We start from the raw sequence: 15,428 nt of genomic DNA on the forward strand, positions 1-15,428 counted from the left end.
CGCTATTTCATGAAAACAAAAAAGACGGAGAGAAGGTCCTCCCTATCCCCTCTTTCCCGTCCTGGCATTCATGCGCCGCTGCAAGAAAACTGTCACAAGCAGAAACAGGGCCGTTCCCCCCATCATGCTGTAATACCATTCACGGTAAGGCGTATGGTACTGAAGGAGGATTTCCGTCTGCTGCTCCGAATCCGGGACAGAAACAAGAATGGAATAACGCTCAGTACTGGATAAAGGAAGCTCTTCCCCCTTCCCGGTGCGGGCGCTCCATCCCCTGGAATAGCTCTCAAGCACAGACAATTCCTTTGTTCCTGGCGGCACGGTAACATGGATTTTATTATTCGTTCTCCAATCCGGAACAACAGGGGAAAAATGATTTTCTTCCCCTTGGGCGCGGACGAAATAGCGTCCACGGTACAAGGGATTTTCCAGCAAGAAGAAATTTCCCGTTTCCTGAACCAGAATCCACCCGTCAAGGCGTGGTTTTCCGGCTCTGGCATCGCACAGCAAATGGGAAATGCCGGCCATGGCATAATCTTTCGGATGATAATGTCCATCCGACAAAGGTCTCAAATATTTGGGCTGTACCGTTTCATAGCCTGAAGCCAATCTTATTCCATATGTGGATAAATGATTGGTACATAGAAAATCCAAATCATTATGAGGATTGACGATGACAACGGCGCCATCCCCCACATGACCGCGGAACTCGGGCATCCATTTCGGTTCTTTATAAAGACAGCCACTTTCCGGTTTATCGGAATAGGCAAGCCAAGAAGAAGAAAACACCAGCTGCTCCCCAAAGGTACATAACACCACAAGTCCCGCCCACCACTTCGGATAACGGCTGGACATATTCAGGCGGGAACAAGCCCAGCCCCCTATGCCGACCAAAAAAATTAATGAAACATTGCGCCAATCCCAAATCATCAACTGGTCCAGGAGACGCTCGCTTCTGAACAAATACCAGGAATGACGGTATTGTTGCTGAGAAGTCGTTATGTTTCCGTCAATAAAGCCATGCAATTTTAACAGCAATGGTTCATGGAAGCACTGAACGGCTACCGACACGCCAAGCCATACGCACAAGATTCCAATTCCCCACCAGGCAAGTCTGCGCCAGACAGGAAGAGCTGGCTGCCGCCCAAGGTCAAATAACTGCCATCCGGCAAGCCAGCTCATTCCAAAGGCCATCACAACCGTGGAACGTGAATAAAGAAAAGTAGAAAGAGGAGTGCATGAAATAATGAAACTGACAAGAAAACAGAACTTGGCCGTCAACGGTGCCCGTCGGTTAAACAATGCCAGAACAGCCAGCACGAAAACAACTCCTCCACCAAACTTGATATCGAACAAATCAGCGCCGATCACTTTGGGAATACTGATTGTCTGAGGAATGCCGAAGAGCGTCGGCATCACAGACGTGACCAAAAAAGGAAGATTTTCCAGTCCCCAGACAAACGGCAGGCTTTTACAGCCTTCCATACGCGGCAGGGTATCCACAAAAACGTCCAAGGAAAGCAACGCCGCCAAAAATCCGGAGATCAAATAAAAAGAAGATGATTTCAGAAAAACTTTCCAAGACCAGCGATCTGTCCGTTTCCACCAATCCGCAAGAAACACGCACAGCACCAAAAGAAAAACAAAGAGACACGCTTGCAGATGGCCGCCTCTGAATCCAAGAGCAATAAAAAGAATAGAGGGAATATGCACCCATTTGTTTTTTCTTCTCCCTTCCAACAGGGACCAGACAATCAACGGAGCCCAAATCATTCCACCAAGCCACCGGTCATATATCCACATAATAAACTGGGAATAAAAACTGAAACTCACGGCTCCCAGCAATACGTACGGAACGGGAATTCCCCTGGATTTCAGCAGAAGGATCATCCCCAGCCCCGCTATAAAAAACTGCATCCAGATTCCCGCATCCCATGCCGTCCAGAAAGGAAGAAAACCAAATAACCAATGATGCCAATCCCCCGGGCTTAACATGGTGTTTTCCGGCAGGGAAGTGCCATTGTGGGTATAAGGGTTCCATCCCATATACCCGTCACTTTGCCAGGACTGCTGCATCGCCCAGCTATAAGGCAAATATTGCGAAGCCCCATCCACGTTATATTGGTTATGGACTTCCTCCATTGGCTGAACCGCGAAAGGTCTGAACAGGCACTCCACACAATCCACCGGAGCTAAAACCTTTCCCCCGAACACGGCAGGAGCAAAAAAAAGCAGTACAAGCGCAGCCCAAATGATTATCCCCCACCACAAGGAAACTTTTTCTATTTTTTTACAATTCATTTATCATAAAATCTGGCATTGGCCCCATGCATACCCGAATCAAATCCCTGCAAAGGAACGAATGAATTTTCCCACAGAATTGTTAAAAACCGGCATCTATCGTTCTCCTTCAATTCAGGAATCAAATCAACGTATCGGAACGCCTTTTTTTAGCGGATTTACAATCCGGAGTCAAGTTGTAACTCTAAGGGAAAAGAACTTGCAACGTTGTTCCTTTACGTATCAGGGGATTTTATGCAGAACAAAAATCTGCCTGGGCGCACCCTTGTGACGTGAACACAGAAAATTTCTACGATCTCCGGGCTTGAAGTAGAATTTTGGCAAATCCTCTTTCATGGAGTCCGTTGCATGTTAAAGCGGAGCCTCGTTCCAATAACTGTGAAGATCGGCACTTTCTCTGAGAACAAGATGACTTTTCCCGTTTCCTATCCGTAACGGATTGTAAATCCGCCCTCCCCCTCAAGGAAGAGCTGTCTTATTGAAAAACGCTTCACCAGGAACTATTTTCATTCTGAATTTCCGGTTCAGCATCTTGAGCAATGCATCAAAAAATCTGGCGGGGATGATAAGAAATAGCCTTGCCGCCGGTTGATGACCTGTCCGACAAATAAATTGAGGGAACAAATACTGGTGGTTCGTCATTCCACATAAAGAAAGAAGAACCAGAACAAACAGGAACAGCGTGAATAAATAAGTAATCCGAAATAAAAGGAAACCGGCAGGTTCGCCATGTGAGCCTCTCATCCGGCAAGGAAAGAGAAACTGTTTTTTGAAACAGGGGAGAGTGTTCCTCCGTTATTATTATCGTATGGTCACCTTTTACAACATCACTCTCTCCGCCGCCTTTTCCCTGCTGATGCTGTCTGTGGCGGAAGCGGCACGGCCCAATGTGGTCCTCATCAATGCGGATGATCTTGGCTGGGCGGAAGTGGGCTGCTACGGCCAGAAAAAAATTAAAACCCCGAACATTGACAGGCTGGCATCCGAAGGACAGCGATGGGTTTATTTCTATTCCGGGGCTCCGGTTTGTTCCCCCTCCCGCAACGTGCTGATGACGGGCAAGCATACGGGCAGCTGCGACGTACAGGATTTGAAACGCGTGGACGCGGGCGAAAACTGGCGCGACCTCAAAGGAGACTGGCCTATCGAAGAAAAAACCTACACTCTGCCGGAAGCCATGAAAAAAGCCGGTTACGCCACAGCGGTATTCGGTAAATGGGGTATTGGGGATTTCGGCTCCACCGGAGCGCCGGACAAACACGGCGTGGACAGGTTCTATGGCTACACGGACCAGAAAGCCTGCCACACCTACTATCCTCCATACCTCTGGAATAACGGAAAGAAAGAAGTTCTCAACACTTCCCTGACAGCCGCCACCATCGGACACGGTTCCCAGCCCAAAGGGGAAGTTCTGGCGGACACCTACCGCGCGGAACAGCACAGTTCCGATCTTATTGCGGATAAAATGCTGGAATTTGTGAGGGAAAAGGCCCATGGCAAACAACCGTTTTTCCTGTATTACGCCCCGCTGGAACCCCATGTGGCTATGCAGCCTCTTCAGGAATGGATTGACCGCTATCCCCGCGAATGGGACCCATCCCCCTACCGCGGCAACCGGGGCTATCTGCCCCATCCCCGCCCCCGGGCCGCCTATGCAGGCATGATTTCCCAGATGGACCACAACGTGGGACGCCTGCTGGACACGCTGAAAGCCTGCGGCCTGGACAAAAACACCATCGTCATTTTTACCAGTGACAACGGCACCACCCATGATGCAGGAGGGGTGGACCACCGTTTTTTCAACTCCGTAGCCGATCTCAAAGGATTGAAAGGACAGCTTTATGAAGGCGGCATACGTGTCCCCGGCATTATCCGCTGGCCTGGGAAAATAGCTCCGGGAAAAACCATTGCCCAGCCGGCCTTCCATGCGGACGTGATGCCTACGCTGTGCGCTCTGACGGGAGCGGATGCAGGTTCCCCGCTGGGAACGGACCTCTCCCCTGTCCTTCTGGGTAAAAAATCCGCCCTGCATGACAGGAAACCCCTGGTTTGGGCAGGAGGAGGCTACGGCGGCCAGGTAGCCGTCCGTTTCGACTCCAAGAAAGTCATCCGCCGCAACCTGTTTCCCGGTAAAAAACCGGACAACTGGGAAGTGTACGATATCGTGAAAGACCCCGCAGAGAAAAATAATATCGCCGCAGAAAACCGTGACCTGATCAACAGAGCCATCGCCATTCTGGACAGGGAATACCAACCCGCCCCCGGATTCCAGGCCCTGCGTTACAGGGCCCCGGAACAATAGCCGAACAAGAAAGCGGGAAAGAAGGCCCCACGATCCGCCTCCGCCGCCATTCTGCCCTTGACGCGAACGGCTCCGGGATTAGTCTTTCACTCATGAGTCTGACATCTTCCCTCCTTTCCAGGGTTCTCGGGGGCGGTTCCTGCTCCAGAGAAGAATTGATAGCCCTCAGCCGGGAACCGCTGGAAGAGTTGTGCCAGGCGGCCAACGCCATCCGGGAACATTTCTGCGGGAATATCTTCGACCTCTGCACCATCATCAACGGCCGCAGCGGCAAATGTTCGGAAAACTGCAAATACTGCGCCCAGTCCGCCCACTACTCCACGGCAGTGGAGGAATATCCCCTTTTAAGTGATGAAGCCCTCCTGGCGGGGGCCAGGTACAATGACGAACGCGGCATTCTGCGTTACTCCATCGTCACCTCCGGCAAGAGGCTGACGGATGAAAACGTGGACCGGCTCTGCGCCAGTTACCGGCACATCGCCGAACATTGCGGCATCTCTCTCTGCGCCTCCCACGGCCTTATTTCCAAGAAGCACTGCGAGCAGTTGAAAGCCGCGGGCGTTTCACGCTACCACAATAACCTGGAAACCTCCCGCCGCAATTTTCCAAACGTTTGCACCACCCATACGTACGACGACAAACTGCAAACCATCAAATGGGCGCTGGAAGCCGGGCTGGAAGTTTGCAGCGGCGGCATCATGGGGCTTGGAGAAACCATGGAGGACCGGATAGACATGTACATGGACATTGCCGCGCTGGGCATCAAATCCATGCCCGTCAACTTTCTGACCCCCATTCCCGGAACGCCGTACGCGAACATGACTCCTCTGGGAGAGGAAGAGCAGCTGCGCATCGTGGCCCTGGTGCGGTTCATCATGCCGGACGGCTTCGTCCGCATCGCCGCCGGAAGGAACACCATGAAGGACCACGGCAGGAAAATCTTCATGTCCGGAGCGAATGCCGCCATCTCCGGAGACATGCTCACCACCGCCGGCGTCACCATCCGGGAAGACCTGGCCATGCTGGCGGAACTGGGATATGAAGTCCGCATGAAATAAAATCCGCCCCACTTCCGCGACTTTTGCCATGAACCACTCCGACTGGTCAAAAAAAGATCTGGAATACATCTGGCATCCCTGTTCCCAGATGAAGGATTACGAAACGCTGCCTCCTATCGTGATCGACCACGGGAAAGGCGTCAGCCTGTATGATGTGGACGGGAAACGCTATCTGGACGTGGTCAGCTCCTGGTGGTGCAACCTGCTGGGCCACTCCCACCCCAAAATCAACCGCGCCATCAAGGAACAGCTTGATTCCCTGGAGCATGTCATCTTCGCCAACTTCTCGCACAGGCCGGCTATCACCCTGTGTGAAGAACTGATGAAGAAAATTCCGCGGGGGCTCTGCAAATTCAATTTCTCCGATAACGGTTCGGCATCCATCGAATCCGCGATGAAAATGAGTTTCCAATACCACTACCAGACCGGAAACCGCCAGAAAGTACGTTTCATGTCCCTGAGCGACGCCTATCACGGAGAAACCCTGGGAGCCCTCTCCGCAGGAGGCCTGGACCTGTACTCGGAACTTTACAGGCCTCTTCTGCTGGACATCGTGCGCATTCCCGCCCCGGATTGCTACCGCTGCCCCAAGGGGAACAAACGCGGCTGCTGCCAGGCGGAATGCATTGACGCGGCACAGGAAGCCTTTGCGCGCCATGGAGACGAATGCGCAGCCCTGCTGGTGGAACCCCTGCTCCAGGGCTCCGCGGGCATGCGGATGTACCCTCCCGCCTATCTGGCGAAACTGCGCTCCCTGTGCGACGCCTACAACGTGCACCTCATCGCGGATGAAATCGCCACCGGTTTTGGCCGTACGGGGAGCATGTTCGCCTGTGACCAGGCCGGCGTTTCCCCGGACATCATGTGCGTCTCCAAAGGGCTCACGGGCGGTTATATGCCCATGTCCATCACCATCACCACGCAGAAAATTTACGACGCCTTTTATGCGGACTACAGGGAAGGAAAAGCGTTCATGCACAGCCATACCTATTCCGGCAATCCGCTGGGGTGCTCCGCCGCTCTCGCCGTGCTGAAGGTCCTGGACGAGGAACAAATCATTCCCCGGGCGCAGGAAAAGGCCCCTCTTTTCCGACGGATGATTATGGAGACCCTGGGGGATCATCCCCACGTGGGGGAAATACGCAGCCTGGGACTGGTGAACGCCATTGAACTGGTGGAAAACAGGGAAACCAAAAAAAGCTTTCCGTCCGAACAACGGATGGGATACCGGATTTACAGGGAAGCCCTTAAACGGGGACTGCTGCTCCGCCCCCTGGGCGACGTCCTGTATTTCAATCCCCCCCTCGTTATTTCTCCAGAGGAAATGGAGGAAGCCGTATCCATCTGCGCTTCCTGCATCCGCAAGGTGCTGGGCTGAGCTGCCGCCCCGGTAATAATATATGCTTCCTTTTTTAAAGGAAAAATGCAACTTTATTAAAAAAGGGGGGTTTGTAAAAGTACCCTGTAATCTTATACCGCCATGACACATTTCATCCCGCTCCGCAAACGTCCGGCGCTTTCCGCGCTGATGCTTCTCCTCCTGGGGTCCTGTTTCTGCCAGGCTCAGGAAATGCTTACCGATTCCGCAAGAAAGGAAGCTTCCGAATGGCTGAAGGAAGTCAAAGCCGGCTACCTGAACACCAGCTCTTCCCGCATCCAGAAGGCCGTGGCCGCCCTTACCGCAGCCACCAGCACGGAAAACGCCGCCATGAAACTTTACGTGGACGCCATGAAGGACCGTTTCTTAAACCCCACCAGCATGATGTCCCGCATGCTGAACCGGGGTGGAGGCTTCCGGATGATGCGCATGCCGGGTTCCGGAGGGAAGGGAGGCAACAGCAGCAAGCCTGACAGCCCCAGCACCGCCTTCTCCAACTGGCGCAAGCAGAACACGGGAAACAACGTGGCCCCCGGTTTTAAAAAGGCCCTTCAAATCCAGTGCAAATGGATGCTGCTTTGCCTGAGAAAAGCGGATGCGGAAAAAAACGAGCGAGAACTCAACGTTTCCTCCAGCGTCCTCTCCATGCTGGATGAAGTAGCCGCCAACGCCAAGGACGTAGGCGAACAGCTTCCCATGGTAGGCGGAGCCAGCGAAGTCATCCGCACTTACCTGAACATTGGGGACTACCGTTCGGAAACCCTGCCGGACAACCTGATGGACCTCAACACCATCTTTGACCGCGTTCTGCTGGTTCCCTATAAGGAGAAAAAAGATGTGGAAAATTTCCGGAAGCTCTGGAACAAACGCATCGCCCTGGAAGCGACTCTGCTTCAAAACAACTCCGCCAGCGATAAGAAAACGGCGGAAGCGGAAAAAGCCGCTTTCCTGACCAAAAGGCAGTGGGACCGGGAAAAAGCCTGCTTTGAACTCGGTGACCAGGTAGCGGCCCTTGAAAAAATGAAAAGCCTGATTTCCAGCATCAAGGAGCCTTCTGAAAAACAGCGCGCCATCCGCGATCTGGAATTTCTGCTTCTTTCCCCCGCGGAACAGGCAAAACTCCGCGAAGAGCGCATGAACAGACGCATGCCGGGCGTCCCGCGCTTCTAAAAACCGTCGCCAAGCCCCAACCTCCCTCCTTTCATCCCCCGTCGCGTAATACGCATCGGGGGATGTTACGTTGCGGAGAGACACATTTCCGGAACAGAGGCGGCTTCCTTCCTGCCGGGCTGGAACCATGTCTTGCGCAGGCGGTAAACGCGCACACCCTGGATATTCTCATCCAGATGCCAGGCTGTGCGAACGCCGTGCTGCTCCCAGATATGGCGGCTGAGCATTCCCATGAACTTGCTGTCCATATCGGAAACGTCCCCTTGCGGCGTGAGACAGACAATGTACACATTATCCCTGCACAGGTTCAGGGAGGACTGCCCCGCCCACCCCATTTCCTTCAGTTTCCGCTGCACGGGTTTCAACGGGAAATTCCAGCCGCCCAGCGTGACTACATTCTTGCGGGAACAGCTCCAGGCCTTGCGGAAAACGGACTGCCCCGGAGCCAGATCGTCAATAGTGCCGCCGGACATCTGGACGCAAAACAGGGAATCGGGTTCCCGGTCCACCCGCTCGCATAACAGGCGCCCGGCATCCGGAGAAAAAGACTCCAGATTAGCCTCCCATACGGCGGCGCACGCCTGGGACAAGGAAACGGAAAACGCGCAGAACATGGGCACGCCGCCCGCAAGGGCTCCTTTCCCCGTCCAGTTGATGCGGATGGGGCGGTATTGCTCCGACCACAGCAGACACAGCCCGGCAATCAGGAACGTTGGGTAAACCACGCGGAAATACAAACGGTCTATGCTGGCCATGTACAGCAGAACCAGCACCAGCAGGGAGCCTACGCAGTACACCAGGGCGGGAGAATCCCCGCGCCGGAAAGAAACGCGGCATGCCAGGCCGAACAAAATCCAGCAAGGGAGGAGATCCATAACGGAATCCCACGAAAACAGATGCAAGGCTTTCTCTACGCGGGCCCATGCCCTGGGCCAGAATTCTCCCCCGTCCCGCGCCAATAGAAGCCTTTCCAGATAATCCGCGTTGAATACATTCATATCGCAATTGGTAAACATCCGGACCATCTTGATATCATTGGCGAACACGCCGTACTTTTCACACTGGTAGGCGCTCTCCTGCCTGATGGGGCATGTGTCCGAGAGAAGGGAGCGGGCCTGGTTCCATGCCGCCACGTCACATCCTTCCAGCACATTCCGGTGGGCGTACTTATTATATTCATTCAGGCTGAAAGAAGCGATGAGCACGCAGGCCAGAGCCAGCCAGAGGCGGCGGAGGGCAAACAGCTTCTCCCTGGACGGCCTGAGCCCTTCCAGACTGCCTGCCAGCAGGATGGCTCCCCAGAAAGCGGCGCATGCCAGGGCGGCATCCAGCCGGACCATGCTGCCCAGCACGCACAGGAATACCCCCGCGCACCATCCCTTCCAGGAAGAACCGTACTTCAAACACGCCAGCACACCTGTAAATCCCGTCAGAAAGGCGGCATGGCTGAATTGCAGGGCGGCGTAAAAACCCGGCATGATCAGCAGCCACACCAGCAGCAGAACCAGCGTATTGAAATCATATCTGCGCGCCTTGCGGGCATGCGCCGTCAGCATCGTGAAAATGGCCGCGCCGCTGGACAACGTGGCAAGCGCCAGAAACACAGGCCAGACGGACACCCCGCCAAGGACAGGCGCGGCTTTCAACAGAATTCCGGTCAACAGGGGATTGACGAAAATAACATGGGCGTCCGCGTAAGAGGGGTCCCCCCATCCGTCAAGTACGGACGCAATCACCAGATCGTCATTGGATTGGTACGCCACGCCCACAAGGCTCCAGGCCAGAACCAGAAGCAGCAGGTTGAACCATACGGGATGGAGCAGAGGGAAAAGCGATACCCATCTCCAAATCTGTTTCAACATAAGCAAATTCCCTGACTTTACAGACTGTTTTCCCTGTTCGGGAACGCATACTAGAAACGGGGAAAATGAAAGTCAAGAGCCGATCCGGATGAACAAACCGGGGGGATAAAAGACTGTACCCACCTTCTTAACGGTTCAGGCAGATGATAATGCCCGCGATGATCATCGCGTTGCCGCACACCTTGCGCAAGGTGATTGGTTTGCCGAAAAAAATCCGGTCAAACAAAAGGATGTACACGTATGCGGAGCATTCCAGCACATTCACCGTAATCATCGGCAGGTGGGACAGGCAATAAAACGTCAGCAGGCAGCAGCCCAAAAAAACGGAATATGCCGCTATCGTGGCCGGATTCACGAAATAGGAAAGGCCGGTCAGCCGGTCATTCATGGCGGACTTTTTCAAAACCACCTGGGAACAGGAAGCCAGAAAAACGGAAAACAGATTCAGTCCGATGTAAAATTCCTCACTCATGCGCATCCTCCGTGGAGACCAAAATAATACCGCCGATGACCAGCGCCGCTCCCGCCGCCAGCGTCCAGGAAAGGGCCTCCCCCAGGCAAAGCCATGCCAGCAGGATGCCCCAGATCACCACGGCGGAACGGTTGGCATAAGCTACGCCCAGGTTAAATTTTTTCAGCATGACCTGCCATCCCGCCGCATAAATGCCCAACAGGAACAGCACGCCGGCCAGCAGGGCGAACCGGCGCCAGTCCGTCCAGCCGTAAGGGGCGGCCATACGCCCCAGGACGGTATTCAGCGCATAAACAATAAACAGCAGATGCAGAATCAGGTAATTGATCATGAGAGAAAAAAGGTGGGGAAAACTCACTCATACCGGCGCGCCACCACTACGGCGGGCCGGTGCTTGGTTTCCTTGTAAATTTTGGATATGTAAATGCCGATAACTCCCAGGCTCATCAGAATCAAGCCCCCGACCAGCCAGATGGAGGCCACGGAAGAGGCCCAGCCGGTCGGGGCTACATTATACAGAAGCTGGCGCACAACCACCCAGGCTACATACAGCATGGCGATCATGGTGACCGCCAGGCCAAAATAGGAAATATACACCAGCGGCCTGGCGCTGTAGGAAACCACGGAATTCACCGCCAACGCCATTTTTTTGCGGAAAGTGTAGGTAGTTGGAGAAGAGGACGCCTTCTTCACCCTGCACGGCACCTGCCGGAAACCGGCGGAAACGCACAGCCCAAAGAAAAAAGGCTCCCGATCCTGGAATTTCAGCATCTCCCGCAGGAAACGCGCGCTCATCAGCCGCGCCGTCACCATATTCCTGGTAATCTGCTGGTCGGAAAGCAAATTAAACAATGTGTAGAACAATTCTCCGGAAACGGCTTCAAACAAGCCGCCCTTCCTCTTCTCCTGCACCCCGTACACCACATCCGCCCCGGTGGAATCCATCTCGCGGGAAAAATCAGCCAGCCATTCGGGAGATTCCTCCAAATCACTGTCAATCAAGAATACGCGCTCACCCCGTGCTTCTTCGCAGGCCACGTACATGGCCAGATGATGACCGAAGTTGCGGGATAAATCCACCACGCGCACCCGGCCGTCCTTCTCCCGCTCCTTCAAAGCCTGTTCCAGCCCGTCCCTGGGGCAGCCGTCATTCACCAGCACCACCTCCGTGCGGGAGGGGTCATAACCCGCCTCAAGCGCAGCGGCGAAACTGCGGGAACAGAACTCCGCCAGATAACCGCCCGTACAATACACGGTAGCCACAATGGACAATTGAATCTGTGGATCAGTCATAACGCTTTTACATACATCAGAACGCGCTTCCTTTTCCCGTTTTTCACGCGCACCTCGTCCTTTTCCGGGACACGGACAAACCCCATGCGCTCATGAAAACGCACGGAAGCCGCATTGTCTTCCAGAATCCGGGCATACAGCCGTTCCAGGCCCAGCTCCCCCGCGGCCAGCTCCATCATCCCGGCATACGCGGCAGAGGCCGGGCGCAGTTCCCTGAACGCCCTGTCGTAAAGATAAATGCCTATCTCTCCGCAGCGCGTGTTCCGGTCAAACCAGGGCAGGTAAACCAGGCCCTGCGGAACCCGGTCCGCATAAATCACGCAGGCGCGGGCATCCTCCCCGCGGATGTTTCTTTCCAGCCACGTCCGGTGCTGCTCCTCCGTTACCTGGTCCAACAAAAAAAACGGGCTGACCCTGTCGGAATTGCGCCACACGCGCAGGCGGCTGCGCATGGCCTCATCCACATCGGACACGTTGACCAGTCCAATTTTAATCATGATTCAACTCCTTCCAGCCCAAATCCGGCCCGCAATACCTCCCGGCAGCCCTCTTCCCCCAAATCGTAATACAAAGGAAGCCTCAGCAACGTATCGCTGGTACGGTCCGTATGCGGCATGGCCCCGGCAGAACGCCCGAACCTCATCCCGGCAGGGGAGGAATGGAGGGGAATGTAGTGGAACACCGCTTTAATCCCGTGCTCCGCCAGCTTGTTGATCAAGCGCGCGCGCTCCTCCATGGAACGGAGCAGCACGTAATACATGTGGGCGTTATGCGTGCAATGCTCCGGAACGCACGGACGCCGCAGCACTCCCTGTTCTTCCAGTGGAGCCAGCGCGCGGTGGTACATATTCCACCATTTCAACCTTTCGCCGTTGATTTCCTGCCCGTGTTCCAGCTGGGCATACAGATAAGCGGCGGTCATCTCTCCGGGCAAATAGGAAGAACCAACGTCCACCCAGGTGTATTTGTCCACCTGCCCGCGGAAAAACCTGGCCCGGTTGGTCCCTTTTTCCCGGATAATCTCCGCGCGTTCCATCAGGGAGGGGTCATTCACCAGCAGGGCCCCTCCCTCCCCGGAAATGACATTCTTGGTCTCGTGGAAACTGTAGCAGCCCAAATGGCCGATAGAACCGAGCCGACGCCCTCTGTAACAGGAGCCGACGCCCTGGGCGGCGTCTTCAATCACGTACAGGCGGTGCCTCTCGGCAATTTCCATGATTGCATCCATTTCACAGGCCACGCCCGCGTAATGAACCACGCAAATGGCGCGGGTGCGGTCCGTGATGGCCGCTTCTATCAGCGTCTCGTCAATATTCTGCGTATCCGGCCTGATATCCACGAATACGGGAACGCCGCCGCGCAGCACAAACGCGTTCGCCGTGGAGACGAACGTATAGGAAGGCATAATAATCTCGTCGCCCGGGCGGCAGTCGATCAACAGGGCCGCCATCTCCAGTGCGGCGGTTCCGGAATGAACCAGCAGAACCTTTCCGGCGCCGGTGCGTTCCGCGAGCAGTTCATGGCATTTTTTCGTGTAATAGCCGTCTCCGCACAAATGGGCGCGCTGGATGGCATCCCGGATATAATCCAATTCGGGGCCGTGCTGGTGAGGTTGGTTGAAAGGAATCTCCATAGCTTCAGAAAAGACCGGCCCATAACGGACGCCCGGCGCAGGCGTGCCGATCCCGTGCGGAAGGCGTTCCCCGCCTTCCGCACGGGGAGACCCTACTATGAACGGAGGACTGAAAACAAGCCTAGACCTTGATGAAGGTCCGGTTTTTGTACATGTAATACAGCACGCCCCAGATCAGGGCGTAATTGCAGAGATAAAAGACAAACCTGTCCGCATCCCCGAAACACCCGCTAAACCCGGTAAACAGCACCCGGGAGAAATTGCCCGTGGGGGGGCACAACGATACCCACATGTACACGAAAATGGCATTGCTTCCGATTACGGAGAAAAAGAATGTCAGCCAATTCAATTTCAGCACATCCGTCAGCAGGTAGAACAGAGCCAGCAGCAAATAGCACCATCCCGCCGCCCACAATACCATGGAACTGGTGAACAAACGCTTGATTATTGGGAAATCCAGGCTCCAGACATACCCCAGCGCCAGGCAGCCCGCGCCCGCGCCCAGCAGCCACGCCAGCTTTTTCCCGTGCCCCTGCACCCGTTTCAGCATCTGGCCGCCCAGCAGGCCGAGCATGGTCATGGCGCCAAAACCGAACTGCGCCAGGATCCACGCGTAATTCGTTTTATCCTGCCAGTTCCCCATCAGGTATTTATCCAGCAGCAGGGCCAGATTCCTCCCCGGCTCAAGCATTCCTGCCGCACAGAAACCCACCGAGGGATCGGAAAAAGGAACGAATTTAATCACCAGCCAGTAAACAACCAGCAACAGCCCTGTCACCGCTACCTGCCACCGGACGGACAAATGAAGAAGGCAAATGGCCGCAATCAGGTAGCCGGAGGCGATGGCCTGGAGCGTATTGCAGTACAGGGACATTTTGGACGGTTCAAAACTCAGCAGATTTCCCTGCACCACCATGCCAAGCAAAAAAAGCACCACTACCCGCCTGGCAACTTTCAGGTAAATCTTCCACACAGGCTCCGAACCGATGCGCCTGGAAAAGGAAAACGGCATGGCCGTTCCCACAATGAACAAAAAGAGGGGCATCACCAGGTCCCAGGCGGCAAACCCCTCCCAATTCACGTGCGTGCTGTGCTTCACCAGCCACTCGGGGCTCCGGTCATAAAAAAGGTTGATGCCGGAAACAACCAGAGCCAGCCCCCCGGTCAGGAAAAACATGTCAAATCCCCGCAGGGCGTCAATGGCCGCAATCCTCTGCGGCTTGGTATCGGAAAGAGAACTCATGGCGATATTCCAACTACGGCATTATGTCCGCCAACCTTTCCAAAGACTTTCTTTTTCTCAGGCTCCGTAAAAAAAAACGGCTGTTTCCGGAAAAACCTGTCCTCCACGGCAACTCCGTCATGATGCCTTTCTCCATATTCCCTTCCCCGTCTTCCATGCTATGCTTTCCCCGCAACATGACCATGGGGAACGACCAATCCGGCGAACGCGACAGCTTCCGGAATATTGAAACTTACGCCCGCCTGAAAATGGATGAACTTGGTCTGGCAGACTGGCAATTCGGCTGGGACCGGGCCAAAAGAAGGCTGGGCGTGTGCCGCCTGCTGGAAAAAAGCATTACGATTTCCATCCACTTCGTCCGCGCCAATCTGGAAACCCCTCACGAAATCCGTGACACGATTTTGCATGAGATCGCCCACGCCCTGGCGTGGACCCGCCATGGGGAACGCACCCACGGACCGCGATGGAGACAGATTTGCAGGGAAATAGGGGCCGTTCCGCGCGCCGCCGCCAAACAGGACGCCGTCCGCGTCACCACGTACAAATATATCCTGCGTCTGAAAACGACGGGCGAAGTCGTCGGCAAATACCACCGCCGCCCCTCTTTTGCCAAATACCTCAAGCGCATGGCCCTGAAAGACCGCCCCGATACGCTGGGACAGCTGGAACTGGCGCCTTATGAAGAATAATCTTCACAAAAGCTGAAAGAAACGCGC

The 15,428-nt window shown here is 54.8% G+C and carries 13 protein-coding genes; 5 read left to right on the plus strand and 8 right to left on the minus strand.

Going from position 1 to position 15,428, the window contains the following annotated elements; genetic code table 11:
• Positions 1–42: 42 nt before the first annotated feature.
• Entirely contained in the window at positions 43–2,301 is a 2,259-nt protein-coding gene (locus tag O4G22_RS02695; RefSeq protein ID WP_306702096.1) for a YfhO family protein, read from the minus strand.
• Between the two features lie 808 nt (positions 2,302–3,109).
• Between O4G22_RS02695 and O4G22_RS02700 the strand changes: the two genes are divergently transcribed.
• The 4 genes from O4G22_RS02700 to O4G22_RS02715 all read left to right on the plus strand — a co-directional run bounded on the left by O4G22_RS02700 (position 3,110) and on the right by O4G22_RS02715 (position 8,209).
• The gene (locus O4G22_RS02700) at positions 3,110–4,603 is read left to right on the plus strand and encodes an arylsulfatase (protein WP_306702097.1); all 1,494 of its coding nucleotides are present in this window, start codon (positions 3,110–3,112) and stop codon (positions 4,601–4,603) included.
• Positions 4,604–4,695: 92 nt separating this feature from the next.
• Entirely contained in the window at positions 4,696–5,661 is a 966-nt protein-coding gene (bioB, locus tag O4G22_RS02705) for a biotin synthase BioB (RefSeq protein WP_306702098.1), read from the plus strand.
• A 28-nt stretch (positions 5,662–5,689) separates the two neighbouring features.
• Complete coding sequence (bioA, locus tag O4G22_RS02710) at positions 5,690–7,039, plus strand: adenosylmethionine--8-amino-7-oxononanoate transaminase (RefSeq protein WP_290489644.1); 1,350 nt, start codon at positions 5,690–5,692, stop codon at positions 7,037–7,039.
• A 102-nt stretch (positions 7,040–7,141) separates the two neighbouring features.
• Positions 7,142–8,209, plus strand: coding sequence for a hypothetical protein (locus O4G22_RS02715; protein WP_094136925.1), 1,068 nt, complete (start codon positions 7,142–7,144; stop codon positions 8,207–8,209).
• 65 nt (positions 8,210–8,274) lie between these two features.
• Here the strand turns inward: O4G22_RS02715 and O4G22_RS02720 are convergent, their stop codons facing one another.
• The 7 genes from O4G22_RS02720 to O4G22_RS02750 form a co-directional block, all read right to left on the minus strand.
• A complete protein-coding gene (locus O4G22_RS02720; protein WP_306702099.1) occupies positions 8,275–10,071 on the minus strand; it encodes a hypothetical protein in 1,797 nt (598 codons plus the stop codon).
• 127 nt (positions 10,072–10,198) lie between these two features.
• On the minus strand, positions 10,199–10,543 hold the full coding sequence (locus tag O4G22_RS02725; RefSeq protein ID WP_290489642.1) for an EamA family transporter: 345 nt from the start codon (positions 10,541–10,543) through the stop codon (positions 10,199–10,201).
• Positions 10,536–10,874 (minus strand): hypothetical protein, encoded by a 339-nt coding sequence (locus O4G22_RS02730; RefSeq protein ID WP_290489641.1) that lies wholly within the window; start codon positions 10,872–10,874, stop codon positions 10,536–10,538. Before O4G22_RS02730 ends, O4G22_RS02725 begins: the two co-directional genes overlap by 8 nt.
• A gap of 23 nt (positions 10,875–10,897) precedes the next feature.
• Complete coding sequence (locus O4G22_RS02735) at positions 10,898–11,836, minus strand: glycosyltransferase family 2 protein (RefSeq protein WP_295977479.1); 939 nt, start codon at positions 11,834–11,836, stop codon at positions 10,898–10,900.
• Complete coding sequence (locus O4G22_RS02740; protein ID WP_306702100.1) at positions 11,833–12,333, minus strand: GNAT family N-acetyltransferase; 501 nt, start codon at positions 12,331–12,333, stop codon at positions 11,833–11,835. The genes O4G22_RS02735 and O4G22_RS02740 overlap by 4 nt, the downstream gene beginning before the upstream one ends.
• Positions 12,330–13,469, minus strand: coding sequence for a dTDP-4-amino-4,6-dideoxygalactose transaminase (rffA, locus tag O4G22_RS02745; RefSeq protein ID WP_102759257.1), 1,140 nt, complete (start codon positions 13,467–13,469; stop codon positions 12,330–12,332). Before rffA ends, O4G22_RS02740 begins: the two co-directional genes overlap by 4 nt.
• A 121-nt stretch (positions 13,470–13,590) precedes the next feature.
• Complete coding sequence (locus O4G22_RS02750) at positions 13,591–14,712, minus strand: acyltransferase family protein (protein ID WP_306702101.1); 1,122 nt, start codon at positions 14,710–14,712, stop codon at positions 13,591–13,593.
• 155 nt (positions 14,713–14,867) lie between these two features.
• On the opposite strand from O4G22_RS02750, the gene O4G22_RS02755 reads away from it, so the two are divergent.
• On the plus strand, positions 14,868–15,401 hold the full coding sequence (locus O4G22_RS02755) for a SprT-like domain-containing protein (protein WP_306713923.1): 534 nt from the start codon (positions 14,868–14,870) through the stop codon (positions 15,399–15,401).
• Positions 15,402–15,428: the final 27 nt, after the last annotated feature.

It is taken from the genome of Akkermansia muciniphila, from assembly GCF_030848305.1.
Lineage (GTDB): Bacteria > Verrucomicrobiota > Verrucomicrobiia > Verrucomicrobiales > Akkermansiaceae > Akkermansia > Akkermansia muciniphila_A.